The organism is Robbsia betulipollinis (assembly GCF_026624755.1).
In the GTDB taxonomy this organism is placed as follows: Bacteria; Pseudomonadota; Gammaproteobacteria; order Burkholderiales; family Burkholderiaceae; genus Robbsia; species Robbsia betulipollinis.
Window position 1 is genome coordinate 34,210 of record NZ_JAPMXC010000005.1, and the last position, 25,383, is coordinate 59,592.

23 protein-coding genes, 1 tRNA gene and 2 pseudogenes are annotated in these 25,383 nt (G+C 64.3%); 9 read left to right on the forward strand and 17 right to left on the reverse strand.

Annotation, left to right across the window (positions count from 1 at the left end):
• Positions 1–29 precede the first annotated feature (29 nt).
• Positions 30–1,337, forward strand: coding sequence for a GGDEF domain-containing protein (locus OVY01_RS14920; protein ID WP_267848377.1), 1,308 nt, complete (start codon positions 30–32; stop codon positions 1,335–1,337).
• Here OVY01_RS14920 and OVY01_RS14925 read toward each other — a convergent pair.
• Positions 1,305–1,784 (reverse strand): SixA phosphatase family protein, encoded by a 480-nt coding sequence (locus tag OVY01_RS14925; protein WP_267848378.1) that lies wholly within the window; start codon positions 1,782–1,784, stop codon positions 1,305–1,307. The genes OVY01_RS14920 and OVY01_RS14925 overlap by 33 nt on opposite strands.
• A 220-nt stretch (positions 1,785–2,004) precedes the next feature.
• Between OVY01_RS14925 and OVY01_RS14930 the strand changes: the two genes are divergently transcribed.
• Positions 2,005–2,081: transfer RNA gene (locus OVY01_RS14930), tRNA-Pro, on the forward strand.
• Positions 2,082–2,168: 87 nt separating this feature from the next.
• On the opposite strand, the gene OVY01_RS14935 is transcribed toward OVY01_RS14930, so the two are convergent.
• Together OVY01_RS14935 and OVY01_RS14940 are read right to left on the reverse strand one after the other, a co-directional pair.
• Positions 2,169–2,771, reverse strand: coding sequence for a PIN domain-containing protein (locus OVY01_RS14935; RefSeq protein ID WP_267848379.1), 603 nt, complete (start codon positions 2,769–2,771; stop codon positions 2,169–2,171).
• The gene (locus OVY01_RS14940) at positions 2,771–3,238 is read right to left on the reverse strand and encodes a helix-turn-helix domain-containing protein (protein WP_267848380.1); all 468 of its coding nucleotides are present in this window, start codon (positions 3,236–3,238) and stop codon (positions 2,771–2,773) included. The genes OVY01_RS14935 and OVY01_RS14940 overlap by 1 nt, the downstream gene beginning before the upstream one ends.
• A 227-nt stretch (positions 3,239–3,465) precedes the next feature.
• Here OVY01_RS14940 and OVY01_RS14945 point away from each other — a divergent pair, with 227 nt between their 5' ends.
• Entirely contained in the window at positions 3,466–3,714 is a 249-nt protein-coding gene (locus OVY01_RS14945) for a transposase (RefSeq protein WP_267848381.1), read from the forward strand.
• Positions 3,686–3,949, forward strand: a pseudogene (locus OVY01_RS14950) (transposase domain-containing protein); the annotation flags it as partial. The gene OVY01_RS14945 and the pseudogene OVY01_RS14950, both read left to right, overlap by 29 nt.
• Positions 3,950–4,449: 500 nt before the next feature.
• On the opposite strand, the gene OVY01_RS14955 reads toward OVY01_RS14950, so the two are convergent.
• The gene (locus OVY01_RS14955; RefSeq protein ID WP_267848382.1) at positions 4,450–4,617 is read right to left on the reverse strand and encodes a hypothetical protein; all 168 of its coding nucleotides are present in this window, start codon (positions 4,615–4,617) and stop codon (positions 4,450–4,452) included.
• Between the two features lie 732 nt (positions 4,618–5,349).
• Here OVY01_RS14955 and OVY01_RS14960 point away from each other — a divergent pair.
• The 3 genes and pseudogenes from OVY01_RS14960 (at position 5,350) to OVY01_RS14970 (ending at position 6,888) form a co-directional block, all read left to right on the forward strand.
• Positions 5,350–6,063: a hypothetical protein gene (locus OVY01_RS14960; protein ID WP_267848383.1), complete on the forward strand. Its 714-nt coding sequence runs from the start codon at positions 5,350–5,352 to the stop codon at positions 6,061–6,063.
• Positions 6,064–6,131: 68 nt separating this feature from the next.
• Positions 6,132–6,618, forward strand: a pseudogene (locus OVY01_RS14965) (transposase); the annotation flags it as partial.
• Positions 6,619–6,666: 48 nt separating this feature from the next.
• Positions 6,667–6,888, forward strand: coding sequence for a hypothetical protein (locus OVY01_RS14970; protein WP_267848384.1), 222 nt, complete (start codon positions 6,667–6,669; stop codon positions 6,886–6,888).
• Between the two features lie 270 nt (positions 6,889–7,158).
• Here the strand turns inward: OVY01_RS14970 and OVY01_RS14975 are convergent, their stop codons facing one another.
• Both OVY01_RS14975 and OVY01_RS14980 read right to left on the reverse strand, forming a co-directional pair.
• Positions 7,159–8,139, reverse strand: coding sequence for a hypothetical protein (locus OVY01_RS14975; protein WP_267848385.1), 981 nt, complete (start codon positions 8,137–8,139; stop codon positions 7,159–7,161).
• A 295-nt stretch (positions 8,140–8,434) separates the two neighbouring features.
• Positions 8,435–9,946 (reverse strand): Ppx/GppA phosphatase family protein, encoded by a 1,512-nt coding sequence (locus tag OVY01_RS14980; protein WP_267848386.1) that lies wholly within the window; start codon positions 9,944–9,946, stop codon positions 8,435–8,437.
• A gap of 226 nt (positions 9,947–10,172) precedes the next feature.
• Here OVY01_RS14980 and ppk1 point away from each other — a divergent pair, with 226 nt between their 5' ends.
• A complete protein-coding gene (gene ppk1, locus OVY01_RS14985) occupies positions 10,173–12,329 on the forward strand; it encodes a polyphosphate kinase 1 (RefSeq protein WP_267848387.1) in 2,157 nt (718 codons plus the stop codon).
• A 15-nt stretch (positions 12,330–12,344) separates the two neighbouring features.
• Here the strand turns inward: ppk1 and phoR are convergent, their stop codons facing one another.
• The 11 genes from phoR to OVY01_RS15040 form a co-directional block, all read right to left on the reverse strand.
• Complete coding sequence (gene phoR, locus OVY01_RS14990) at positions 12,345–13,673, reverse strand: phosphate regulon sensor histidine kinase PhoR (RefSeq protein WP_267848388.1); 1,329 nt, start codon at positions 13,671–13,673, stop codon at positions 12,345–12,347.
• 10 nt (positions 13,674–13,683) lie between these two features.
• On the reverse strand, positions 13,684–14,397 hold the full coding sequence (gene phoB, locus OVY01_RS14995) for a phosphate regulon transcriptional regulator PhoB (protein WP_267848389.1): 714 nt from the start codon (positions 14,395–14,397) through the stop codon (positions 13,684–13,686).
• Positions 14,398–14,424: 27 nt separating this feature from the next.
• The gene (phoU, locus tag OVY01_RS15000; protein ID WP_267848390.1) at positions 14,425–15,129 is read right to left on the reverse strand and encodes a phosphate signaling complex protein PhoU; all 705 of its coding nucleotides are present in this window, start codon (positions 15,127–15,129) and stop codon (positions 14,425–14,427) included.
• A gap of 17 nt (positions 15,130–15,146) precedes the next feature.
• A complete protein-coding gene (gene pstB / locus OVY01_RS15005) occupies positions 15,147–15,980 on the reverse strand; it encodes a phosphate ABC transporter ATP-binding protein PstB (protein WP_267848391.1) in 834 nt (277 codons plus the stop codon).
• Between the two features lie 14 nt (positions 15,981–15,994).
• Positions 15,995–16,876 carry a phosphate ABC transporter permease PstA gene (pstA, locus tag OVY01_RS15010; RefSeq protein ID WP_432422260.1) on the reverse strand — a complete coding sequence of 294 codons (882 nt, stop codon included), beginning with the start codon at positions 16,874–16,876 and terminating at the stop codon, positions 15,995–15,997.
• A gap of 52 nt (positions 16,877–16,928) precedes the next feature.
• Positions 16,929–17,927 (reverse strand): phosphate ABC transporter permease PstC, encoded by a 999-nt coding sequence (gene pstC / locus OVY01_RS15015; RefSeq protein ID WP_267848393.1) that lies wholly within the window; start codon positions 17,925–17,927, stop codon positions 16,929–16,931.
• An 85-nt stretch (positions 17,928–18,012) separates the two neighbouring features.
• Complete coding sequence (gene pstS, locus OVY01_RS15020; RefSeq protein WP_432422261.1) at positions 18,013–19,041, reverse strand: phosphate ABC transporter substrate-binding protein PstS; 1,029 nt, start codon at positions 19,039–19,041, stop codon at positions 18,013–18,015.
• 122 nt (positions 19,042–19,163) lie between these two features.
• Positions 19,164–20,519 carry a phosphoglucosamine mutase gene (glmM, locus tag OVY01_RS15025; RefSeq protein WP_267848395.1) on the reverse strand — a complete coding sequence of 452 codons (1,356 nt, stop codon included), beginning with the start codon at positions 20,517–20,519 and terminating at the stop codon, positions 19,164–19,166.
• A gap of 102 nt (positions 20,520–20,621) precedes the next feature.
• On the reverse strand, positions 20,622–21,566 hold the full coding sequence (gene folP, locus OVY01_RS15030; RefSeq protein WP_267848396.1) for a dihydropteroate synthase: 945 nt from the start codon (positions 21,564–21,566) through the stop codon (positions 20,622–20,624).
• Between the two features lie 132 nt (positions 21,567–21,698).
• A complete protein-coding gene (ftsH, locus tag OVY01_RS15035) occupies positions 21,699–23,588 on the reverse strand; it encodes an ATP-dependent zinc metalloprotease FtsH (RefSeq protein WP_267848397.1) in 1,890 nt (629 codons plus the stop codon).
• A 223-nt stretch (positions 23,589–23,811) separates the two neighbouring features.
• Positions 23,812–24,492: an RlmE family RNA methyltransferase gene (locus OVY01_RS15040; protein ID WP_267848398.1), complete on the reverse strand. Its 681-nt coding sequence runs from the start codon at positions 24,490–24,492 to the stop codon at positions 23,812–23,814.
• Positions 24,493–24,576: 84 nt separating this feature from the next.
• Here OVY01_RS15040 and OVY01_RS23330 point away from each other — a divergent pair, with 84 nt between their 5' ends.
• Positions 24,577–25,326 carry a YhbY family RNA-binding protein gene (locus tag OVY01_RS23330; RefSeq protein ID WP_432422253.1) on the forward strand — a complete coding sequence of 250 codons (750 nt, stop codon included), beginning with the start codon at positions 24,577–24,579 and terminating at the stop codon, positions 25,324–25,326.
• The last annotated feature ends 57 nt before the right edge of the window (positions 25,327–25,383 follow it).

Here is a 25,383-nt window from a genome sequence, read left to right on the forward strand (position 1 = left end):
CCGCGCGCACCTGACCCCGGGACGCGACGATGATCGACCCGGTCACGATCCTCGGCATCAGTTCGCTGTCGGCACTGCTGGCGCTGGTGATCATGGGTTCCCTTGCGCGAGGCGGCATTCCGGGTACGCGCGAGTGGGGCTGGGCGAACGTCGCGCTGGTGTGCGGCATCCTCCTGCTGGTCAGCCATGCCGCCCTGCCGCCGTGGCTCTCGGTCATCGCGGGCAATGCGACGATCGGCGGGGCCGCCATTCTCCAGCTGATCGGCCTGCAACGTTTTTTCCGGCGCCATCCGGCCTATCGCCTGTGCGCCGTGCCGTTCGTCGCGATGGTGGGTCTCATCGCGTATTTCCAATATGGCCGTGACAGCATGGCGGCCCGGGTGGTGGTGTTTTCGCTGTATCACGCCGGGTTCAGTCTGGCACTCGGGACGCTGGTCGTCCTGCACCGGCCGCGCGACCGGCCGGCGTACGCCTACGTCTTCATGCTCGGTGTCGCGTATGCCGCGACGGTCCTGCATCTGACCCGCGCGATGGCCTATCTGAGTGGCAGCGTCGCGGCGCATGGCGCGTTCACGGCCACGCCGCTGCACGTCGTCTTTCTGGCGATCGGCACCATGGCGGCGCCCGCCCTGACGATCGGCATGGTCATGATGACGCACGACCGGATGTCCGCCGCGCTGGAGCGGCATGCGAATATCGATTACCTGACCGATCTCCTCGGGCGCCGCGCCTTTACCCAAGCCGCGGACCGGGAATGCCAGCGCGCCCGGCAGTTCGGCCGCCCCCTGTCCCTGGCGATTCTCGACATCGACTTTTTCAAGCAGATCAACGATCGCTTCGGGCATGCGGGAGGCGACGACATGCTGGTGCACTTCGCCGCCCAGATGCGCGACACCCTGCGCGACTGCGACATCGGCGCGCGCATCGGTGGCGAGGAGTTCGCCTGGCTCCTGCCGAAAACGCGCGCGGCCGCCACGCAGCGGGTGCTGGCGCAGTTCCGCACCAGGATGGCAGAAACACACGGCATGATCGGCAACCGCCCGGTTCCCTGTACCTTCAGCGCCGGGATCGCCGAGTTCGCCGCCGGCGACTCGCTCGATGCGTTGATGGCGCGCGCGGATGCCGCGCTATACCAGGCGAAGCATGCCGGCCGGGATCGGACCGTGATCGGCCCGCGGCCGCCGGAGCACCAGCGCGTGAGTCTGGGGGCGGACAGGGCGCCCCGGCCGGCTGCATGGGCGCCGCACACCGAATCGTCGTTCGCCGCCACGGCCGAACATCCTCATGCATCCGGGGATGCGGCGCTAGCCGAGCGCCGCGTCGAACACCGCCCGTAGCGATGCGCGCCCGCCGCGATCGTTGAATCCCGACTGGAACCACCAGGCCGCGCTCTTGCGGACCGACATGTCCTGGTCCTGCCCGGTCAACAGCAGGCCGGCGACCCGGCCTAGCGTGGGCTGATGTCCCACCACGACCACCACGCGTTCGCCGCCGCGTGCCCAGTCCACCGCCTCCAGCACTGCGGCCGGTTCGGTATCGGGGGCGAGCGTGGCCAGCCGCTCGAATTCGCTGGTCAACTGCTGCGCGGTCTGAACCGTGCGGATCGCGGGACTGACCAGCACCACGCTACCGGCGGGCAGACGCGGTCTGAGCCATTCGGCGGTGCGGCGCGCCTGCTTTTCGCCCGTGAGGGTCAGTTCGCGGGCAAGGTCTCGATGACGCGGGTCTCCGGAGGCGTTCGTACTGTCTTCCGCCTGCGCATGGCGCCATAAAATCAGTTGCATGAAAGGATCTCCCGGCGGGTTGCGGTCGACCCGGCGCATGCGGCAGGCGCGTGCCCCGCAGCAACCGTCGGATCGGCCCTATATCGCAGTGTAACGCGCCACCGCCGCCTGCCGGACACGGCTGCGCCGGCGCAGCACGTCGACCGATGCGTACTAATTGACGGCAAGCACCGAAGTTGATTGACTCCCGGAAGCTGGCTGCATAGAATCACGGCTTCTTCGGAGCGTAGCGCAGCCTGGTAGCGCATCTGGTTTGGGACCAGAGGGTCGAAGGTTCGAATCCTTTCGCTCCGACCAAGAAATTCAAAGGCTTACCGCTGTTTGGCGGTAGGCCTTTCATCTAACTTAGGTTAGATACCTGTTGGGTCGCTCTGGCTGTATCAATTAGAGCAACGGCCGGACATCCCCCGCTTCAAGCCATAACGCCATTTGCGGCATCCGGCTTTTCCGCAAACGCTCCACCAAGTCTTCCACGGTCCAAGAAGGCCGACACTTTCGCTTTCGCAGTTCCTTGAGAGCGGCAATGGCTCGTTTCTCGTTGAGATCGATCAAATCGAGAGCAAAATCATCCGGGTGGATGATATCGATCCCGAAATGCGTTCTCACATGGTCTGCGGCAAAATCCTTCGTATTGAACGTGATGATCGCATCGGCTTTCGCGGCCAGCGCAGTCATTACGACATGGCGATCCTTTGGATCGACTGGGGTTAGATTCGCCAATTCCGGCAGTTCGCATACCACCAGTGCGTCCGGAAATGCTGAATCCATCGTTGCACGAATCTTTGCAATCTGGCCGCTGGCGTCGCTGTTACCATCAGCAACCATTCGATACGCATTTAGATTACGTGTCCACTCATCGTGAATCGTTTGCGACCAGCGAGGATTGAAAAATTCGTGGTCAGCCAGCGTCAACAGGACGTCCCTGACGATCATCGGGACCAGGACGCAGGCATCCAGCACAGCAGCGAGCCGGTCGAACGACACCATTACAGGTCATACCCCCCGATGTCCTCACTGGTCGCGACCAACTCATCCAGAGCGCTCTTGCGGGCGACCTGCATCGCATGTTTGAAGCGCTGGATATCGTCCATTCTGATGCGGCGGTGCCGGCCCACCTTCCGATAATCCAAATCGCCTGCCTCGAGACGGGAAATCAGATAAGGCCGAGACACGCCCAATATCTCGGCAGCTTGCTTTGTTGTCAGTTCGGTGTGTTCCGGCACCATGACGAACACTTGCTGTTTCGCCATCATCGCAAGGATGCGGGACAGCGCCCGCAACGTGGTCGGAGGTACTTCGATACGTGAGATGTCCCCGTCGTTGTCTTCATTGACCAGCGCGACGCGCGGCGCATGAGGCCGATCCAGGGCTTCTCCCATGAGACGGCTAGCCTGTGCGAGCAGGGTCGCTTCGTCGTCGGACAGCACGATGCGCTCAGGTGATGAAATCGTCATGAAAATCTCCTTCGATCATCATTTTGCCGCATCTGCGTATCACGTGCAACAGACGCATTAAATGCAATATTCGCAACGAAATTCACAACGTGTCGTCATTCTCGGTGGTAATTTTCCATCTAACTTCGAACGTGAGACGCGGGTTCTACGTAAGCGGCCAGTGATCCCATCTGGCATCACGCTCGAAGGCGTAAGAGCATACGTGTCCACGATCAGGAAGCGGACACGTGCACACTATTGCCGAAGAAGCGCCCAGGGGGCGCACGCGCCGCACATACAGTGCGTCATTCAGAGCCGAACTCATTGAGCAATGCCGGCAACCCGGCGTCTCCTGCTCAGCGGTGGCGGTTTCGCATGGCATGAATCCAAACGTGCTGCGGCGCTGGATCAAGGAAATCGACAGCGCGAAGGCACTACCCCAAGTCCTCGAACAGCGGGCCGTCGATNGAGGACCCCGAGGTGCCGATCGACAATAACTGGGCGGAAAACCAAATCCGTCCGGTGGCCGTCGGGCGCAAGAACTGGCTATTTGCAGGGTCCCTGCGCGCGGGCAAACGGGCGGCGGCGATCATGAGTCTGATCCAGTCGGCCAAGCTCAACGGGCATGACCCCTACGTCTACCTCAAAGACGTCCTCACGCGGCTGCCTACGCATCTCGCACGCAATATCGATGAATTGCTGCCGCATAATTGGACGCCCACAGCGGCTTGAAGTTGGCGTCAAGATGGGATCGCCGGGCGCTTACGGTTCTACAGGTGTTTTTCGCAGTTGAATTTTGCTAGCAAAGTTAGAGGAAGCTACTCAAGTCTTTGATGTATAAGAAGAATAAATCTTCTTTGGGACCAAAGGGTCGAAGGTTCGAATCCTTTCGCTCCGACCAAGAAAATCAAAGGCTTGCCGCTGTCTGGCGGTAGGCCTTTCATCTAACTTGGCGCCAGTTATCTCAATCTAACTTGCGCAAGTTTGGTGCTGCCAAGATGCGCCCCGCTTACCGCGTCTGGGCGTATGGCCTTTCTCCCATCTCGCCTGCTCGTACGATGTTCTAATAGTTGCGGTGCCACTCGACCCAACGCACGCCGACACCCCACCAAAAGTACAGAGCTGCAATCTTGAAAATCCAGCGATGGGGGCCGAGGCTCTCTTCGCTTCCAATGCTTCTGCAAGCGATGCGTGCCGTAATGCCTTGCTGTTCGAGACATTTGCGGCAGTGCTCACAGTCGCAGTTTTTTCCGTACGCTATTAGTCAATTGTTTCTTTGGCCGGCCGTCCAGGCTAGGCACCGCAGAAACTGTATCGATCAAACGATCGAACCCTACCGAGCCAATGCCGGCGGTACTGCTGAAAATAGCAATTGCCATCGGCACGCCGCGCATGTTCATGACAATACGTCACTCCACGCCGAACTTGCTGCGGGCTAAGGGATTAGGATTTATTCCCGTTCCCATGAAGATTTTCTTTATGTTCTTGTCCGTGGCACGTGTGCCGTTTGGGAAGGACTGATATGCCGAGCCGGATTGTACGAATGGGATCGATCCATGCAGGGATGGTTCGGACAAAACAGTCTTGAGGAATGTGCAATGAAACCGGTTTTGTTCCTTTTCGGCACAATGTTTTCGTCTTGCTGTTCGCCTGCGCGACGTGGGCGGCATAAAAGCATGGTTGGTGTTCCGCGCGCTCGATGTGGCGTGGAACAAGGCGACCCGATTTTTGACTGGACGACCGATACAATGCAGACGAATTGGAACACGCGAACGCTTTCCCAGCCGGAACCAACGGAGGACCCCGCGAGCGCGAATCCCGCTTTATCCCCCGGCGCTCCTGGGTCGTCCCGTTTGCCTGGCGCTCGGCGATTGGGCGCCGTCCCTTCCGAGCTGGGAGGATTGCCATCCCGTCAGGCCAATATGTCGTCGCCGGCGCGCGCCAATGACGCGTCCGCTTCACCGTCCGGCCCGGCCCATGTTCCGCTTCGCCGTCCCGTGGGGTCGAGCATTCGACACATGCCGGCTTCGTCACAGTCTTATGCCCCTGCGGCCCCTCGATCACCGTCGATCACCAACGAGAACATCGATCGAGATAGGTTTGGCGATCGACAGCCGTTCAGGGAGAGTGATATGGTCGTGACGCCGCCCCTGGAGTTTCACGGTGTTCCCGATTCCCTGAAGCCTGTCATGCAGAATCTGCAGCACGGCGCGCCATGGTTTCCGCCGGATATGTACGTTTCGGTTACGATGGATCCCGATTTCCATGAATATGAGCCCGAGGCGGAAGGAACGACGGGTTTGGACATCTCCATCGATAACAAGTTGGTAGCCGCGATCACCCTGCCTTACGCGCAAGACGTCACGACGAATGACGGAGCGGGACGGGCGCTCTATTGCTATTTCCATGAGTACGTGGGCCACGCCATGATCGGCGCGCAGACGGATTCCAAATTGCTGCCCGATCTTTTGGAAGCGGTCGAGCACAAGCGTCTGTATCAGCCGAACGAAATGGGCGAGAGGCCGTGGCATTACATGGTCAAGGCAAATCTGCACCGCATTCCCTCTGCTTCACGCTCCGAGTTTTTGAGAACGTATGCCAAGGACATGGCCGTGCTCGCAGGAAAGGATATGGAGGCGAAGCAGGCCAAACCCTCGCTCAATTCCGATACTGTCGTGCCGACTTTCCTGGCGGGAATGGCGTGGTATCAAGAACTGCAAAGCAAGGCCGATACCCCGAACGACGCTTTCTGGCATGTGACGCCGGCGGAGCACGACCGCTATGCCAACGCGAATCCGATGCGCCTTACCCGACAGGATATGGCTGACAACGATTTCTACGGCTAAGGGAGCCTGTTTCGGTCGCGGCAGATGAATTCGTTGCCGCATCCGGACGCACGTACACCTCAGTCGGTGGCCGCACCTTGCAATCGACCTGTAAGAGCGGTCCGTGTGCCGGCTACGACGGGTACCAAACGCAAACGGGGCAGCAAGGTCCATATGGCCGTTGATACACTTGGGCATTTATTGGCTGTGCATGTCACGCCAGCCAACGAGCAAGAGCGCTTGCAAGTCCAGAAACTGTCTCGTCAAGTTCAACAGGTCAGTGGTCAAACCGTTCGGCTGGCCCACGCGGACCAAGGCTACACGGGCGCGGAGCCGGCTCAGGCGGCCAGCGATGAGGGCATAGACTTGCAGATCATCGAGTTACCCGAAGCGCGCAAAGGCTTTGTATTGCTGCCCCGACGTTGGGTGGTCGAGCACAGCTTCGGGTGGGCCAATCGATTTCGTCGGCTAGCCCGCGATTATGAGCGACTGCCAGAAACCTTGGCAGGTCTGCATTTCGTTGTCTTCGCCATACTTATGCTTGCCCACGCCATTCCGATTATGCAAAGTGCATAACACGCTCTAGCCTTCCTTTACGCGCATAAATATGGTGGTGTCGGCCGCGTGATCGATCTCGATGGATTTGCTTTATGCGCCGGAGAATCTACCGGCCTGTCTGCCAAAGAAGCGGCGGCAGCGGAAAAGCGCGCGCGAGGGAGCACAACGCGGCCGCGACGAGATTTGACCAGTCAAGCAATAGCAGACCTTGAACAATTTTGGGAGTCCAGGCTTTGTATGCAGATTTTCTCGATGGAAAAAGCTTTTTCAACTTGTCCGCGCGATTGAAATACCTACAACGACCGGCATGCCATTACTGCTCCGGCACCTTGATGAACCATGGCCGTTTCCCATCATGGCAAAAATACAAGAAAGCGTTACAACGTGGCCGGCGCTGCTTCATGCGAGAAACATCGCACCCAGTATTGCACATCGTGCCAACGGAACGCGGCGGCCGATCCGGTAAATCGGCCGCCGCCTGACGCGAGACGTTCCCGCACGGTGCCAGCATGCGGCACCGCCACGAACCGGCAGCGCCCCGCGCTGCGCCTCCGACGCTTACAGCATGCCGGTGCCGGCGATCGTCCTGGCAGCCATGCGCCGCCCCAACCGGCCGCCGAAGAAGCCGACCATCGCGCCCAGCATCAACACCAGCAGCGCCATCCACGAGCCTTTCGATACCACGCTCGCCGCCACGTCGGCACCCTGACGCGCGCTGTCTTCCATCGACTGTATCGCCTGCCCGGCCTTCACACGCGTTTCGGCATATGTCGTCGCGTAGTTATCGGCGATCTTCTCGGCCTCGGCGCGGGAATGGCCGGTGCGTCCGACAATGATGTTCACCAGCGCGTCGCGGTCCGCGGCGTCGAGCATCGGCTGCGCTGCCGCCTTCACGCGCTCCAGCCAGTCGCTCGCGTCTTCGCCGGCCGCCTGCGGTTGCGCCGCGCTATGGTCCGCGCTCGCCGCCGCGTCGCTCAGCGCATCGTGCGCCACCGCGTCGAGGTGCTTCGGGTCGAGTTCCGCCTTGCCCGACTGACGGAGCAGTTTCTCGAGTTCATGCTTGAGGTGATCGGGATGCAGATCGATGCCGGCCTGTTTGGCGCCGGCCTGCAGGGCGGACGCCGTCGCCGGCGCCACCGCGGCGAGACCCTGACCGGCAACGGACACGCCCTTGCCGATGACGCTGGCCGACGCGCCGACGATCGTCGAGGCGAGCGAGATCAACAAGGTGATGCCCATCAACGTCGCCACCGACCAGGACAGCAGCCCGTGCAGGCCGGGATGGTCCGGCGCGGTGCGACCCGCGACGAAGGCACCGAGGGTGATCGCCAGCAGAATGGAGAACGCGAGCCAAAGCGCGGCGCCCGTGCCCATCCCGCTGAAGGGATTGACCGAATGCAGGGGATCGAAGGCGGCCGCGCCCAGCGCGGTGCCGAGCAGACTGAGGGCGAGATAGGTGGGAACGGCGACAAAGACGCCCGCGAAAACGGCGCCCCACGACAGCGAACGGATGGGGTTATCCCCGGAGAGTTGGACCATGGCGCTTCCTCGGATCGGTTGGGACATGGCGGGCGTCGCGCCGTCGAAACCGGCGCGCTGCCCGCCGCGAACAACGTTACTCTAAGCAAGTGCCCGACCGGAGGCGGCCGGATATCGGAACCGGCGGTGCGTGGCGCGCAATTGGCGGAATCGCCAGACGCGTCAAGGATCCAACCGGGTCGCGATCGACCGGGTCGCGATCGACCGGGTCGCGATCGACCGGGTCGCGATCGACCGGGTCGCGATCGACCGGGTCGCGTCAGACCGGGTCGCGTCAGACCGAATCACCACCGGATCAGCGATCGGCGTACGCGATCCGGTAACCCCGGCCGACGCGCGACCATTCGTTGGCTTCCTGCGCGAGGCTGTAGTCGGTCAGCGGGTTCGCTTCGGCCCAGGAACGCGGCAGCGTCACCTCATAGCCGTGCCGGCTTTCGCGCACCGCGATGTCCGGCAACGCGACGTCGGCGCGCCGCCGGCAGAGCAGGACGGCGGTGCGCAGGCAGAACAGCCAGGACCAGTCGACGTGCGCGGCATGCGTGAATTTGCCGAGCTTGCCGACATGGCCGATCAGCAAGGCGGCCAGACGGCTCTGATCGGTTTTCGAGAAACCCGGCATGTCGGCATTGCTGGCGATGTAGGCCGAGTGCTTGTGATAGCCGCTATGGCCGATCGACAGGCCGATTTCGTGCAGCGCCGCCGCCCATGCGAGGAACATGCCGCCCTCCTCGCGCGCTGCATCGTCGCGTGCGTCGAGTTGCCGGTACAGGCTGACGGCCAGCGCGCCGATACGCTCGGCCTGCTTGCGCTCCACCGAATAGCGCTGCATGAAACCCTCGACGGTCACCGCGCGCATGTCCTGCCGCGACGAGCGCCCCATCAGGTCGTACAGGACGCCGAGACGCAATGCGCCGTCGGTGATGTCGGCATAATCGATGCCGAGTTCGTCGAACACGCCGATCATGATCGACAGACCACCCGGCAGCACCGGAATCCGGTCGGGCTTGAGCCCGACGAGTTTGGAAGCCTGAGCGCTGCCGGCCTTCACCAGCGCGCGGCGCAGCTTGTCCAGGCCGCTGCGCGTGATGCCGTGCGCCACATCGGGGTCATTGAAGCCGTTGTCCTCGATCAGTTCGGCAAGCGCACGCGCGGTGCCCGAGGAGCCGATCGACTGCTCCCAGCCCAGTTCACGGTATTGGCCGGCGATGATCTCGATGCTGCGGCGCGCGGCCAGCACCGCCTGCCGCATGCCCTGCTCGGTGATCGCGCCTTCGGGAAAGAAACGCAGGCTGTGACTGACGCAGCCGATGTACAGGCTCTCGAGCAGCAAGGGCTGATAGCCGGCGCCGATGATGAACTCGGTCGAGCCGCCGCCGATGTCCACCACCAGCCGCCGGCCGTCGATCGGCGGCACGGTATGCGCGGCGCCCGCGTAGATGAGGCGCGCCTCCTCCCGCCCGGCGATCACCTCGACCGGGAAACCGAGGGCGCGGTGCGCGCGCTCGAGGAACTCCGGCGCGTTCCTTGCTACCCGTAGGGTATTGGTGGCGACCGCACGCACGCGGTCGGGGTGGAAGTCCCGCAGCCGTTCACCGAAGCGCTCTAGCGCGGCCAGCCCCCGCAGTTGCGCGGCCTCGTCGAGATGCTTGTCCTCGCCCAGCCCGGCGCCCAGGCGCACCGGATCGCGCATCGCGTCGATCTGCTGGATGTGGTGCCCCGCCGCGGTTTCCTCGACCCGCCCGACGATCAGCCGGAAGCTGTTCGATCCGAGGTCTACCGCCGCGAGTAATTTTGGAGTTTCCACCATGGTTTTTGCTTCCCGTCTGCTTGCTTTGACCCGTGGACGGCGATCGGAGACCGCGCCGTCGCCCGTCCGGATTGTCCCATGTTAAAAGCGCCCCTGCTCATCTGCCGGCGCGCCCCGGTTTTGCGGGTCGTACCCATGGTGCCGGCCGTCACGAACACGTCACTATATTGTGTGATGATGGACAGGGTCCATCGCCAATCACCGCGTCGCATCGAATAAACCATTTATGGCACCCAACGACCCATCGATTCCCCCTTACGACGATTCCGCGGCCACGCTGCGCCCGGCGGTGCTGGCGACCGGCGTGCGCGTGCGCCGCGGACCCGTGCGGCATCCGCTGCTCAATCGCGAACTGGGCATCCTCGCGTTCAACGAACGCGTGCTGGCACAGGCGGCGGACCCGGCGATGCCGCTGCTCGAACGGCTGCGCTTCATCTGCATCACCAGCAGCAACCTCGACGAATTCTTCGAAGTCCGCATCGCCGGGCTGCAGGAGGAGATGCGGGACACGCCCGGCTTGCTGACGCCCGACGGCATGTCGATGCAGCAGGCCTATACGGTGATCGCAGAACGTGCCCATCGCCTGGTGCAGCGGCAGTACGCGATGCTGCACGAGACGGTGCTGCCGGCGCTCGAACACGAGGGCGTGGTGTTCCATAACGCGGAATCATGGAACGCCGAACAACTGGCCTGGGCGCACCAGTACTTCAACACGCAGCTGCTGCCGGTCCTCACGCCGATCGGCCTGGATCCGGCGCATCCGTTTCCCCGGGTACTGAACAAGAGCCTGAATTTCGCGGTGGAGCTTTCCGGCAAGGACGCGTTCGGCCGGGACGCGGTGCTCGGCATCGTCCAGGCGCCGCGGGTGCTGCCGCGCCTCGTGCGCATGCCGGCGGAACTGTCGGGCTATCCGTACGGCTTCGTTCTGCTCAGCGCCTTCATGCAGCGCTTCGTCGGCGAACTGTTCCCGGGTCTGCACCTGATCAGCTGCAATCAGTTCCGCGTCACCCGCAACAGCGAACTGTTCGTCGACGACGACGAGATCACGGACCTGCGCATGGCGCTGCGCGGCGAACTGCCGGCGCGACATTTCGGCAGCCCGGTGCGGCTCGAGGTATCGGCCGAAACGCCGGTGGACCTGATGCGCCGCCTGCGCGAGGAATCGGGCCTGACGGAGCGTGATTGCTACCGCGTCGACGGCTCGGTCAACCTGGTGCGCCTGATGTCCCTGCCCGATATGGTCGACCGTCCGGACCTGAAGTTCGTGCCGCACCTGCCGGCGGTGCCGCAACTCGCGCCGCCCACCGCCACCATGTTCGATGCGATCGACCACGGCGACATCCTGCTGCATCATCCGTACGAGAGCTTTCAGCCGGTGCTGGAACTGCTGCTCCAAGCCGCCAAGGATCCCCACGTGGTGGCCATCAAGCAGACGATCTACCGCACCGGCAGCGATTCCGCGCTGATGGACGCGCTGATGCTGGCGGTGCGCAACGGCAAGGCGGTCACGGTCGTCGTCGAGCTGCTGGCGCGTTTCGACGAGGAAACCAATATCAACTGGGCCGAGCGGCTGGAATCCGCCGGTGCGCACGTGGTCTATGGCGTGGTGGGCCACAAGTGTCACGCGAAGATGATGCTGATCGTGCGGCGCGCCACGCATGCGGGACAGGCCACGCTGCGCCGCTACGTGCACCTCGGCACCGGCAACTATCATGCGAAAACCGCCCGCCTGTACAGCGATTTCGGCCTGATGACCAGCCACACCGGCATCTGCGAGGACGTGCACCACGTCTTCCAGCAACTGACCGGGATCAACGGCGAGCTGTCGCTGAATTATCTCTGGCAGTCGCCGTTCACGCTGCACGCGAAGCTGATCGCGGCGATCGCCCGCGAGGCGGACCACGCGCGTGCGGGACGCAAGGCGCGTATCGTCGCCAAGATGAACGCACTGCTCGAACCCAGCGTCATCGCCGCGCTGTACGAGGCGTCGAGCGCCGGTGTGAAGATCGATCTGATCGTGCGCGGCGTCTGCTCGTTGAAGCCGGGCGTCGAAGGGCTGTCGGAAAACATCACGGTGCGCTCGATCATCGGCCGCTTCCTCGAGCATCACCGGATCTTCTATTTCCACGCGAACGGCGCCGAAGACGTCTATCTGTCGAGCGCGGACTGGATGGACCGGAATTTCTTCCGCCGTGTGGAAGTGGCCTTCCCGATCCTCGACCGCCGCCTCAAACGGCGCGTCATTGCCGAAGGTCTGTCGACCTACCTGGGCGACAACCAGACCGCCTGGGTCATGCACAGCGACGGCGAATACCGGCGCCGGCGGCCCGGCAAGACTTCGCGCAATGCGCAGATGGGTCTGCTGCAGAAGTTCTGCCTGTAGGCGTTCCGCAGGCGTTCAGGCCGCCGATGCGTGCGCGTCGACGGCCCGTGCCGGCACGCTGCGGTGCGGCGGGAAATGGATCGTGAAGGTGCTGCCCCGGTCCACCTGGCTCCGAATGCTCAGGCGCGCTTCATGCCGCTGCAGCACATGCTTGACGATCGCGAGACCGAGGCCGGTCCCGCCCGTGTCCCGCGAGCGGCTGCGGTCCACCCGGTAGAAACGCTCGGTCAGCCGCGGAATGTGTTCGACCGGAATGCCGATGCCGTCGTCGCTGACGGAAAACACCGCGCCGCCCTCCTCCGTCCACCAGCGGACGTGGATCTCGCCCCCCACGGGCGTATAGCGCACCGCATTGGTCAGGAGGTTGCCGAAGGCGCTGGCGAGTTCGCCCTCCGCGCCGGTGACGCTCAGCCCGGCTTCGATCGTGAAGGAAATGGCGTGCCGCTCGGCCGACAGGCCCAGCGCCTCGTCGCGCAGATGCCGCATCAGCCGGGCGATGTCGACCGGGGCATCGCCCGGCGCCTTGGGGTCGGCCTCGATGTGCGCGAGCACCAGCAGATCGCTGACGATGTGCTCCATCCGTTTCGACTGCTGATCCATCAGCCCCAGGTAGCGCATGCGTTCTTCGTCGGCGAGCGGCAGTTCCCGCACCGTTTCCAGGAAGCCGGCCAGCACGGTCAGCGGCGTCTTCAGCTCGTGCGAAACGTTCGCGACGAAATCGCGTCGCATCGCATCGGTTCGTTCGAGCTTGGTGACGTCGTTCGAGATCACCATCTTGCGGCTGTCGCCGTACGGAAACACCTGCACCGACAGCACCTTGTGGAATTTTCGACCCATGCCGCTCATGCGCAGATCGGTGCCTTCGCGCGACGACCCGAGATAGCGGATGAAGGCCGGATGCCGGATCAGATGGGTGATGTGCTGTCCCAGATCGCGCTTGGCGTCGAGGCCGAACTGGCGCTCGGCGTTGGCGTTGCACCAGACGATACGGTGCTCGTCGTCGAGCATGATGATGCCGTTCGGCGAGACCTGGATCGCGTCGATGAAGCGCTCGTGCTGCACTTCGACGTCGCGCACCTGGGCGTGCCAGCGTTTCGCGAGCCGGTAGAGGCGGTAATAGATCTCGCCCCAGATGCCGGCCGCGCTCGGCACATCGCCGTACATGGGGGCATCGAGCACACGCCACAGACGCTGCGTGTGGTAGGTGGTCAGCAGCCAGTGAACCAGCAGGCCGGCCACCGCGGTCGCCAGCCCCACATCGCGGCGATACAGCGTGCCGATCAGCACGGACAGGACCGCCAGCATCACGAGCGAGATGAGCGAACGTATCCAGATGGCGTTCATGACGCAGCCGTCATGCCGCGGCGGCAGTCGGCGTTCTGGCCAGCCGGTAGCCGCTGCCGCGCACGGTTTCGATCATCAGGTCATGGCCGGCCGGCTTCAGCGCCGCGCGCAGGCGCTTGATGTGCACGTCGACGGTGCGTTCCTCGACGAACACATGATCGCCCCAGACCCGGTCCAGCAGCTGCGTGCGGCTGTGCACGCGCTCGGGGTGCGTCATCAGAAAGTGCAGCAGACGGAATTCGGTCGGACCCAGTTCCAGGCGGACCTCGTCGGCTCCCTCGGTGCGCACGCGGTGCGTGGCCGGGTCGAGCAGCAGGCCGTTGATCGCGACGGCGTCCTCGGTGAGCTGCGGCGCGCGCCGGCGCAGGACGGCCTTGATCCGCGCCATCAGCTCTTTCGGCGAAAAGGGCTTCGTGACGTAATCGTCGGCGCCGGTCTCGAGCGCCGCGACCTTGTCGCTTTCCTCGCCGCGCGCGGTCAGCATGATCAGCGGGATATCGCGCGTGCGTTCGTTCGCGCGCAGCTCCTTCGCGAAGGCCATGCCGGATTTCCCGGGCAGCATCCAGTCGAGCAGGATCAGATCGGGCAGCACCTCGCCGATCAGGCGCTGCGCCTGCTCGGCATCATAGGCCCGGATCGCATCGTGGCCGGCATGTTTCAGGTTGACCGCGATCAGTTCGGAGATCGACGGTTCGTCTTCCACCACAAGAATACTGGCGCGCATCGTCGCGGCTCCCGGTCGAAAGGGTTGTCAGCTCAGCGCCTCGCGCTCCATCGTCTCGCGGGGCATGTGACGCACGTCGGTGCCCTTGACGATGTAGATGATCAGCTCGGCGATATTTTTCGCATGGTCGCCGATGCGTTCGATCGCCTTGGCGATGAAGAGATAATCGAGCCCGACCGAAATCGTGCGCGGATCCTCCATCATGTAGGTGGCGAGCTTGCGCACGAAGGCGTTGAACTCGTCGTCGATCGCGCGGTCGTCGCGCACGATCTGCAGCGCCGCGGCAATATCCAGCCGGGCGAACGCGTCCAGCGCGTTGTGCAGGATCGACGCCGCGAGCTCGCCCGACACGCGGATCTCGGCGGTGTTGATCGCGCGACCGGCGCCGTCGTTCATGATGCGCTGCGTGCGCTTGGCGATCTTCTGCGCTTCGTCGCCGGCGCGTTCGAGATTGGTGATCGCCTTGGAGATGGCCATCAGCAGACGCAGATCCCGCGCCGCGGGCTGGCGCCGGGCGATGACGTTGTTACAGTCCTCGTCGATCTCCACTTCCATCTCGTTGACGCGGCGCTCGACGGCGATCACCTGGCGGATCACGTCTTCGTTGAAATGGTTCAGCGCGTCCATCGCGTTGACGATCTGCGACTCCACCAGGCCGCCCATTTCCAGCACCCGCGAACACAGCAGGTTCAGGTCGGTGTCGAACTGACTTGAAAGATGTTTTTCCGACATGTGCGCCTCTTGTCCGGTCAGCCGAATCGGCCAGTGATGTAATCCTCTGTCTCGCGCCGCGCTGGCTTGACGAAGATGCGTTGCGTATCGCCGAATTCGATCAATTCGCCCAGGTACATATAGGCGGTGTAATCGGAACAGCGGGCAGCCTGCTGCATATTGTGGGTCACGATCACGACGGTGTAATCGTGTTTCAATTCCGCGATCAGCTCCTCGATGCGGCCGGTCGAGATCGGGTCGAGCGCCGAGCACGGCTCGTCGAGCAGCAGCACCTCCGGGCGCACCGCGATACCGCGCGCGATGCACAGCCGCTGCTGCTGCCCGCCCGAGAGGCCATAGCCGCTTTGCTGCAGCTTGTCCTTGACCTCGTTCCAGAGCGCGGCCTTGGTGAGCGCCCATTCGACGCGATCGTCCATCTCGCCGCGGCTCAGCTTCTCGAACATGCGCACGCCGAAAGCGATGTTCTCGTAGATCGACATCGGAAACGGCGTCGGCTTCTGGAACACCATGCCCACGCGCGCGCGCAGCAGCGAAATATCCTGCGTCGACGTCAGCAGATTCTCGCCGTCCATCAGGATCTCGCCGGTGGCGCGCTGCTCGGGATAGAGCGCGTACATCCGGTTGAAGGTGCGCAGCAGGGTCGACTTGCCGCAGCCCGAGGGACCGATGAACGCGGTGACCTTGTTTTCCGGGATATCGAGACCGACGTGCTTGAGCGCGTGGAACGCACCGTAATGGAAGTTCAGGTCGCGCACCTGGATCTTCGCGCGGCCGGGCGCGGCCGGCGCATCGCGCTGATCGCGCGATTCGGCGCGGTGCGGCGGCTGCAGGGTGACGGGGGAACGGTCCATGGTCGTCGATCTTCCTATTTCTTGCGCACGATGACGCGTGCGAGGATGTTGAGCACCAGCACGCCGAGCGTGATCAGGAACACGCCCGCCCAGGCCAGGCTTTGCCAGTCGGCGAACGGGCTCATGGCGAACTTGAAGATCGTCACCGGCAGGCTGGCCATCGGCTGCCCGAGGTCGAGGCTGAAGAACTGGTTCGACAGGGCCGTGAACAATAGCGGCGCGGTCTCGCCCGCGATCCGCGCAATGCCCAGCAGCACGCCGGTGACGATGCCGCCGATCGATCCCTTCAGCGTGATCGAGGCGATCATCTTCCATTTGGGCACGCCCAGCGCAAACGACGCCTCGCGCAGTGCGATCGGCACGAGATTCAGCATGTTCTCGGTGGTGCGGATCACGATCGGAATCTGCAGCAGGGCCAGCGAGAGCGCCCCGGCGGCCGCGCTGAAACGCCCGGTGGTGGCCACCACCACCGCGTAGACGAAGAGGCCGATGACGATCGACGGCGCCGACAGCAGCACGTCGTTCAGAAAGCGCGTGATGGTCGCCAGCACGCTGCCGCGACCGTATTCGGCGAGGAATACGCCGGCCAGCACGCCCAGCGGCGTACCCACCGCGGTGGCCATGCCGACCATCACGAGACTGCCGACGATCGCATTGGCCAGCCCCCCGCCGGCGGTGTTCGGCGCCGGCGTCGATGCGGTGAACAAATGCCAGGACAGGCCGCCGACGCCGAGCCGCACGGTGGTGTAGAGGATCCACAGCAGCCAGACCAGCCCGAACGCCATCGCCGCGAGCGACAGTGCGAGGGCCAGGGCGTTGGTGCGCCGCCGCCGCGCCTGCATGCGCAGTTTGAGGGCCGCCGCGCGGTCCGGTTCGCGCGTTTGCCCGAGACGCATCGATGGATGGCTCATCGCGGCGCATCCCGGACGATGCCGTGGCACGTCGTGTTCATGTGCGGCCCTCGGCGCGCTTCAGGCGCAACAGCATCAGTTTGGACAGCGCCAGCACGATGAACGTGATGACGAAGAGAATCAGGCCCAGCTCCATCAACGCGGACGTATGCAACCCCGGGTCCGCCTCGGCGAACTCGTTGGCGAGCGCCGACGTGATGCTGTTGCCCGGCGCGAACAGCGAAACGCCGGACAGCAGATTGGTATTGCCGATGACGAAGGTGACCGCCATCGTTTCGCCGAGCGCGCGGCCCAGGCCCAGCATCACGCCGCCGATCACGCCGGTCTTCGTATAAGGCAGGACGACCCGCCACATCACTTCCCAGGTCGTGCAGCCGATGCCGTAGGCGGACTCCTTCAACAGCACCGGCGTGACCTCGAACACGTCGCGCATCACCGCGGCGATATAGGGAATGATCATGATCGCGAGGATCACGCCGGCGCACAACAGACCGATGCCGATCGGCGCGCCCTGGAACAGCGGCCCGATCACCGGCAAGGGGCCCAGCGCTGCCTGCAACGGGGCTTCGAACCAGGTGGCGAAGAGCGGCGAGAACACCAGCAGGCCCCACATGCCGTAGACGATCGACGGAATCGCGGCCAGCAGTTCGATGGCGATGCCCAGCGGGCGGCGCAGCCAGACGGGCGACAGCTCGGTAAGGAAGAGCGCGATGCCGAAGCTCACCGGCACGGCGATGAGCATCGCGATCACGGAGGTGACGATCGTGCCATAGATGGGCACCAGCGCGCCGAATTTGAGACCTGGCGGATCCCATTCGCTGGTGACCAGGAAATGCCAGCCGAACGCGTGCAGCGTCGGCCAGGATTCGATGACGAGGGCCACGATGATGCCGCCCAGCAACACCAGCGTAAGCAGCGCGCTGAAACGGGCGAGCAGGCCGAAGACGACATCGCCGAGACGTCCGGGCGCGCGCGGCGCGGCGGTGGGCCCGGGCGTGGGCCGGGACCCGGATGCACCGGCTGGAAGGTTTGACATGGTCACCCTTGACGGCGGGCAAGGCGCCCCGTGGCGCCGCGCCCGCCTGATGCGGACAGCGATGAAGAGCGTGACGTACCCGGCATTACTGGACGGACTTGCCCGCGCCGTCCTTCACATTCTTCCATGCCGCGCGCACCTGCGCGAGCACGGATTCCGGCAACGGCACGTAATCGAGCTGCTGTGCCGCCGACTGGCCGTTCCTGAACGACCAGTCGAAGAACTTCAGCACCGCCGCGCCCTGCTGCGGCTTGTCCTGCGAAGCATGCAGCATCACATAGGTGGCCGCGACGATCGGCCAGGCGTTCCTGCCGGGCTCGTTCGTCAGCACCTGGTAGAAGGTCTTCGCCCAGTCGGCGCTGGCCGATGCCGCCTTGAAGCTGTCCGCGTTCGGCGCCACCACCGTGCCGGCTTCGTTCTTCATGTCGGCATAGACCATCTTGTTCTGCGTGGCATAGGCCGATTCGACATAGCCGATCGCGCCAGGCAGCCGCTGCACGAACGCCGCGACGCCGTCGTTGCCCTTGCCGCCGGTGCCGGTCGGCCAGCTGACCGTCGCGCCCTCGCCCACCTTCGCCTTCCACTCGGCGTTGACCTTCGAGAGATAGTTCGTGAAGACGAACGACGTGCCGGAGCCGTCGGCGCGGCGCACCACCGCGATGAAGCTGTCCGGCAGGGTGAGTTTCGGGTTCAGCGCGACCAGCGCCGGGTCGTTCCACTTCTTGATCTTGCCCAGGTAGATGTCGCCCAGCACCGCGCCGCTGAGCACCAGCGCGCCCGGCTTCACGCCCGGCACATTGATGACCGGCACGATGCCGCCCACCACCGTCGGGAACTGGATCAGACCCGTCTTGGCCAGTTCCTCGTCTTTCATCGGCACGTCGGAGCCGGCGAAATCCACCGTCTTCGCATTGATCTGCTTGATGCCCCCCGATGAACCGATGCCCTGATAGTTCACCTTGCTGCCGCTGGCCTTTTGATACTCGTCCGCCCATTTCGCGTAGATCGGCGCGGCGAAGGTGCTGCCGGCGCCCGTGATATCGGCGGCGTGGCCTGCGGTGGCGACGATGGAGGTGATCAGGCCGGCGATCGCGCTGATCGTCCTGCGGCTCATCGAGTTCATGCATGCTCCAGTGTGAATGCGAAAGGCCCGCGAGAGGAAGACGGGACAGCGCACAGCTTAGAACACGAACATGACATTCATGTGACAGTCATCAATGCCCCGCACCTGCGCCGTCAGGCGATCGCGCTGCGCACGCTCGCGGCGATCGCCTCCGCGTGGCGCGAGGCCGCCGCGCCGTCTTCCGCTTCCACCATCACGCGCAGCACCGGCTCGGTGCCGGACGCGCGGATCAGCACCCGGCCGGCGTCGCCCAGGCTGGCGCGCGCCGCGGCGACCGCGTCGGCGATCGTCGGATCGCTCTGCCAGTCCGCGCCGGCGGCGATGCGCACATTGATCAGGCGTTGCGGAAACAGGGTCACGCCGGACAGCATCTGCGCGAGCGAGCGGCCGCTGCGACGCAGCGCGGCGAGCACCAGCAGCGACGACACGATGCCGTCGCCGGTCGTATGACGGTCGAGGGACAGGATGTGTCCCGACCCTTCGGCGCCCAATTGCCAGCCGCGTTCGCGCAGTTTCTCCAGCACATAGCGGTCGCCCACCGGCGCCCGGACGAATTCCACCCCCAGCCGCCCGAGCGCCTGCTCGACCGCGAGGTTGGTCATCAGCGTGCCGACCGCGCCCGCGATCCGGCCGTCGGTCGCGATCCGGTCCTGCGCCAGCACGTAGAGCAGTTCGTCGCCGTTGAACAGTCGCCCGCTCGCGTCCACCACCAGCAGGCGGTCCGCATCGCCGTCGAGGGCGATGCCGAGATCCGCACGGTGTTCGAGCACCGCGCGCACCAGCGCGTCGGGTGCGGTCGCGCCCACGCCGTCGTTGATGTTGAAGCCGTTGGGCTGGATGCCCAGCGGAATCACTTCGGCGCCCAGTTCATGAAACACATGCGGCGCGATGTCGTAGGCGGCGCCATGCGCGCAGTCGACCACCAGGCGCATGCCCTTCAGGTCGTAGGCCGCCGGAAAGGTGCTCTTGCAAAATTCGATATAACGGCCGGCGGCGTCGCCGAGTCGGCGCGCCTTGCCGAGTTTTTCGGAAGGCGCGCAGACCTGCGGCAGCAGCAATTGCGCCTCGATCTGCCCTTCCACCTCGTCCGGCAGCTTGTTGCCGTCGGCGGAGAAGAACTTGATGCCGTTGTCGTAATACGGATTGTGCGAGGCGCTGATCACGACCCCGGCGGCCAGACGCAGCGCCCGCGTCAAATAGGCGATAGCCGGCGTCGGCATCGGCCCGGCCAGCATCACGTCGACGCCGGCGGAGGAAAACCCGGCTTCCAGCGCCGCTTCGAGCATATAGCCGGACACCCGCGTGTCCTTGCCGATCAATACCGTGGGGCGCCCCTGCGCGGCGCGATTCGCCGAACCCACCAGCACCTGCCCGGCGGCATAGCCCAGTTTCAGTACGAAGTCCGGGGTAATCGGTGCTTCGCCGACGCGGCCGCGAATGCCGTCGGTACCAAAGTATTGACGCTCCATGCGTTCTCCTGCTCGTGCAACGGTTCGGGTGTCGATCGACGGCGCGGCAGCGCGGAAGGCCCGCGTGCGGACGTGCCGGCCGGAACCGGATTGTAGACCGGATCAGACGTCGCTTGCGTCGCCGTGGTACGCATTGATCGCCCGCCAGACGGCAAGCGCCTCCACCGTCGGCGCGACGTCGTGCACGCGGATGATCGCGGCCCCGCGCTCGGCGGCGCAGATCGCCGCGGCGATGCTGCCGTGCAGCCGCGCGGCCGGCGGCGGCAAGGGCATGGTCCGGGACGTCGTCTGTGAAGCCGTCTGGGAGGGAGTCTGTGCGGCAGTCTGGGAAGCCGACGCCAGCGGATCACCCAATACCGCGGCCAGCATCGATTTACGCGACATGCCCACCAGGATCGGCAAACCGCCCGGCGAGGTCATCGGCAAATCGCGCAACAGCCGATAGTTGTGCGCGACGTTCTTGCCGAAACCGAAGCCGGGGTCGACGACGATGCGCTCGCGCGCCACGCCGGCCGACTCCAGCGCGATCACGCGTCGGTCGAGGAATTCGCGCACTTCCGCCACCACGTCGTCGTACACCGGGGCATCCTGCATCGTTCGCGGGTCGCCGCGCATATGCATCGCGCAGACCGCGCACTCACTGCGCGAAACAGCCTCGAGCGCGTCATCCTCCGTGAATCCGCGGATGTCGTTGATCATGTCGGCGCCCGCGTCCAGTACCGCGCGCATGACATCGGGTTTGTAGGTGTCCACCGAGACGGCCACGCCGCAGTCATGCAGGGCTTCGACCAGCGGCATCACCCGGTCCAGTTCCTCGCCCAGCGACAGGGGCGGCGCACCCGGACGGGTCGACTCGCCCCCGATGTCGAGAATGTCCGCACCGTCGGCGATCAGGCGCTCCGCGTGCCGCAGCGCTGCGTCGCGGGAATGGAACTGGCCGCCGTCGGAAAACGAATCCGGCGTGACGTTGAGGATCGCCATGACCAGCGGGCGCGACAAAGAGAAAGTGAAGCGGCCGCAACGCAGCGTGCCGTGAGTGTCTTGCATAGGGAAAAGAGCGAAAAGAGGGGGAAAGCAGGTACGCGAATGGTAGCGCAGCTTGACGGTCCGACGCATGCGGAGATTCACAAGCAAAACGGGCCGGTGCTTTCGCATCGGCCCGCTGGAAATCACTACCCGTCAGGCCGGTGCAGTGATGCTGCTGGGTGTCTTCACGTCCGAACCGCCGTTGCCGCCGGTCGGGCTGCCACCGGAAGGCGGCGGCAGGTTCTTCGGCGGCCGCGGATCCTTGCCGGCCATGATGTCGTCGATCTGGTCGGCATCGATGGTCTCCCACTCGAGCAGGGCGCCCACCATCACCTCGACCTTCGACCGGTTCTCGTCGAGCAGCGTGCGCGCACGCAGATACTGCTCGTCGAGGATCCGGCGGATCTCCGCATCCACCTTTTGCTGCGTCGCCTCGGATACCGTCTTCGACGACATCTTGCCGAACATGCCGTCCTGCTCGGTGTCGACATACACCATCGTGCCCAGCACGTCCGACATGCCGTAGCGCGTCACCATGTCACGCGCCATCTTCGTCGCGCGTTCGAAGTCGTTCGAGGCACCCGTCGACATCGAATTCATGAATACGTCTTCCGCCGCACGCCCGCCGAACAGGATGGCGATTTCCTCGTACATGCGCTCACGGTACAGGTTCACGCGGTCGTGTTCCGGCAATTGCCACGTGATCCCCAGCGCCCAGCCGCGCGGCATGATCGATACCTTGTGCACCGGGTCCGCCATCGGCAACAGCTTGGCGACCACGGCATGGCCCGACTCATGATAGGCCGTGTTGCGGCGCTCTTCCTCGCGCATCACCGCGGAACGACGCTCCGGACCCATGAAGATCTTGTCCTTCGCATCCTCGAAATCCTGCATCTCGACGATGCGCTTGCCACGGCGTGCCGCGAACAGTGCCGATTCGTTGACCAGATTGGCCAGATCCGCACCCGAGAACCCCGGCGTACCGCGTGCGATCACGGCGGCGTCCACGTCGCCCGAAATCGGCACCTTGCGCAGATGCACCTTCAGGATCTGCTCGCGGCCGCGGATGTCCGGCAGACCGACGTAGACCTGACGATCGAAACGGCCCGGACGCAGCAGCGCCTTGTCCAGCACGTCCGAACGGTTCGTCGCGGCGATCACGATCACGCCCGAGTTCGCTTCGAAGCCGTCCATTTCGACGAGCATCTGATTCAACGTCTGCTCGCGTTCGTCGTTGCCGCCACCCATGCCGGCGCCGCGATGCCGACCGACCGCGTCGATTTCATCGATGAACACGATGCAGGGCGCGTGCTTCTTCGCCTGCTCGAACATGTCGCGGACCCGGGCCGCACCCACGCCGACGAACATTTCGACAAAATCCGAGCCCGAGATGCTGAAGAACGGCACCTTCGCCTCGCCGGCGATCGCCCGCGCCAGCAGCGTCTTGCCGGTTCCTGGCGGACCGACCAGCAGCACGCCGCGCGGGATCCGGCCACCCAGCTTCTGGAACTTCTGCGGATCGCGCAGGAAGTCGACGAGTTCGCTGACTTCCTCCTTCGCTTCGTCACAGCCGGCAACGTCGGTGAAATTGATCGCGTTGTTGTTCTCGTCGATCAGCCGCGCACGCGACTTGCCGAAGGAAAACGCCCCGCCTTTCCCGCCGCCCTGCATCTGCCGCATCATGTAGAACCAGAACACCATCAGCAGGATCGACGGCCCGACGTAGGTCAGGATCGATACCAGCAGATTCGGTTCGTCTTCCGGCTTGCCGCTGACCTGGACACCGTACTTCATCAGGTCGCCGACCATCCAGATGTCGCCCGGCTGCACGATCGAGTACTTGTTGCCGTCCGCCGGCGTGACATTCAGGTTACGGCCCTGCACGGTCACGGATTTGATCTTGCCGTTCTTCGCGTCGTCCATGAACTGCGAATACGGCACGCCTTCCTGGACCCGCGGCTTATCGAACTGCTTGAACACCGTAAATAACACCAGTGCGATCACCAGCCACACTGCTGCTTTCGAAAACATATTGTTGTTCAAGGCACCACTCCTTCACTGATATCGCCGGCCCCATGGAACGACAAGGCTGTTCGACGCATTCTAATCCACTCCGTGATCCCCTGCCATAGACAACCGCGTCATGCAAGCCACACTTTCAGCGCATGATGTCCGGCGAACAGACAGGAAAACGAGGCAACTCCCGACACCCGCTCCGGCGCGATACCGATATTGGTTACGGATGCGCGCTGGCCAGCCGGTCGGGCTAGACGGTTTTAAGACGTTTTCCCAAGATGAAGGTCTCCGACGACTTGTCGCGCGATGCCTTGGGTTTGCGCGGCGCGACCACCTTGAACTGTTGCTTGAATTTCTCGATGATCTGGCTGTAGCCGCTGCCGTGAAAGCACTTCACGAGCAGCGCTCCGTCCGGCTTCAGATGATTTTGCGAGAACTCGAGGGCCAGGTCGCAGACATGCTCGATCCGGGCCGCGTCGGCGGACGCCACTCCCGACAAGTTGGGGGCCATATCCGAAAGTACAAGGTCGACTTTGGCGCCGCCCAGCAGTTTTTCGAGCGCCGCCATCACGTCGTCCTCGCGAAAGTCGCCCTGGATGAACTGCACCCCGGAGATCGGCTCCATCGGCAGCATGTCGAGCGCGATGATGGTGCCGTTCAGCTCGGCGATCTCGCGGCCCTCCGCCGGCGCGTCGGCGCCCGGCTTGCGTGCGGTGCTGCCGAAGCGGTTGCGCACGTACTGGCTCCAGCTACCGGGCGAAGCGCCCAGATCGACCACGATCTGGCCGGAGCGGATCAGTTTGTCCTGCTCGTCGATTTCCTTGAGTTTATACGCGGCGCGGGCGCGATAGCCGTCGCGCTGCGCCATTTTCACATACGGATCATTGATATGATCGTGCAGCCAGGATTGATTGGATCTATTCTTCGCCATGAAACTTTCTTGAAAGTCCCTCTTTTAGGGGATAATACGCTGCTTTTGTGCCATTCCGGCGCCTTACCGTCCGACAAGTCTTCCATGCCCGCCTTCAATCTGTCCCCCGCCCAGCGCGCCGATCTTCGCGCGCAGGCCCATGCGCTCAAACCTGTCGTCATCATCGGCGCCGACGGCCTGACCGAGCCTGTCGTGGCGGAGGCCAAGCGCGCATTGCACTCGCATCAACTGATCAAGATCCGTGTGTTCGGCGACGACCGCGACGCACGTGTCGAAATCGCCGACACCTTGTGCTCCCGGCTCGACGCCGCGCTGGTTCAGCACATCGGCAAGTTGCTGGTGATCTGGCGCCCGTCGGACGACGCCGAGGACCTGATCGCGGCGGCACCCACCGCCCGCGGTCGTGCCACCGGGCCGTCGTCGAACGCCGCCACCGCGCGCCGTGTCGCCGCCGCGCCGGCGAACGGCCGTCGCCCGGCCGCGCCCGCGCCGCGCGGCCGGGCCGGTGCCACTCCCGGCGCCGCCGCGCGCAGCCCGGCACGCAAGACGCCGCTGCGCCAGGCCACGTCGGCCGCCTCGGCCTATGCGACCGCCGCGCCGCGCGAGCGCGCCCGCACGCGCGATGCCGCCGCCGATGGTGCAGCGCCCCGTACCGGCAAGGGCGGCGCGCCGCGCATGGTGACCGTGGTCAAGCCGACCGGCAACGACCGCCGCCGTGCGCGTCCGACGCAGGTGCTGGTCCGCGGCAATGAACGCGTGACCGCCGGCGGCAACGTCAAGAAGGCGAAACGCCGCGTCGTCAGCACCAAGCGGATGCACCAGCAGGACAAATAAGCCCGGTAGACAGGAAAAAGGACCGGGCCGGCGGGCGAGACCGCGGCCTTTTCGGCG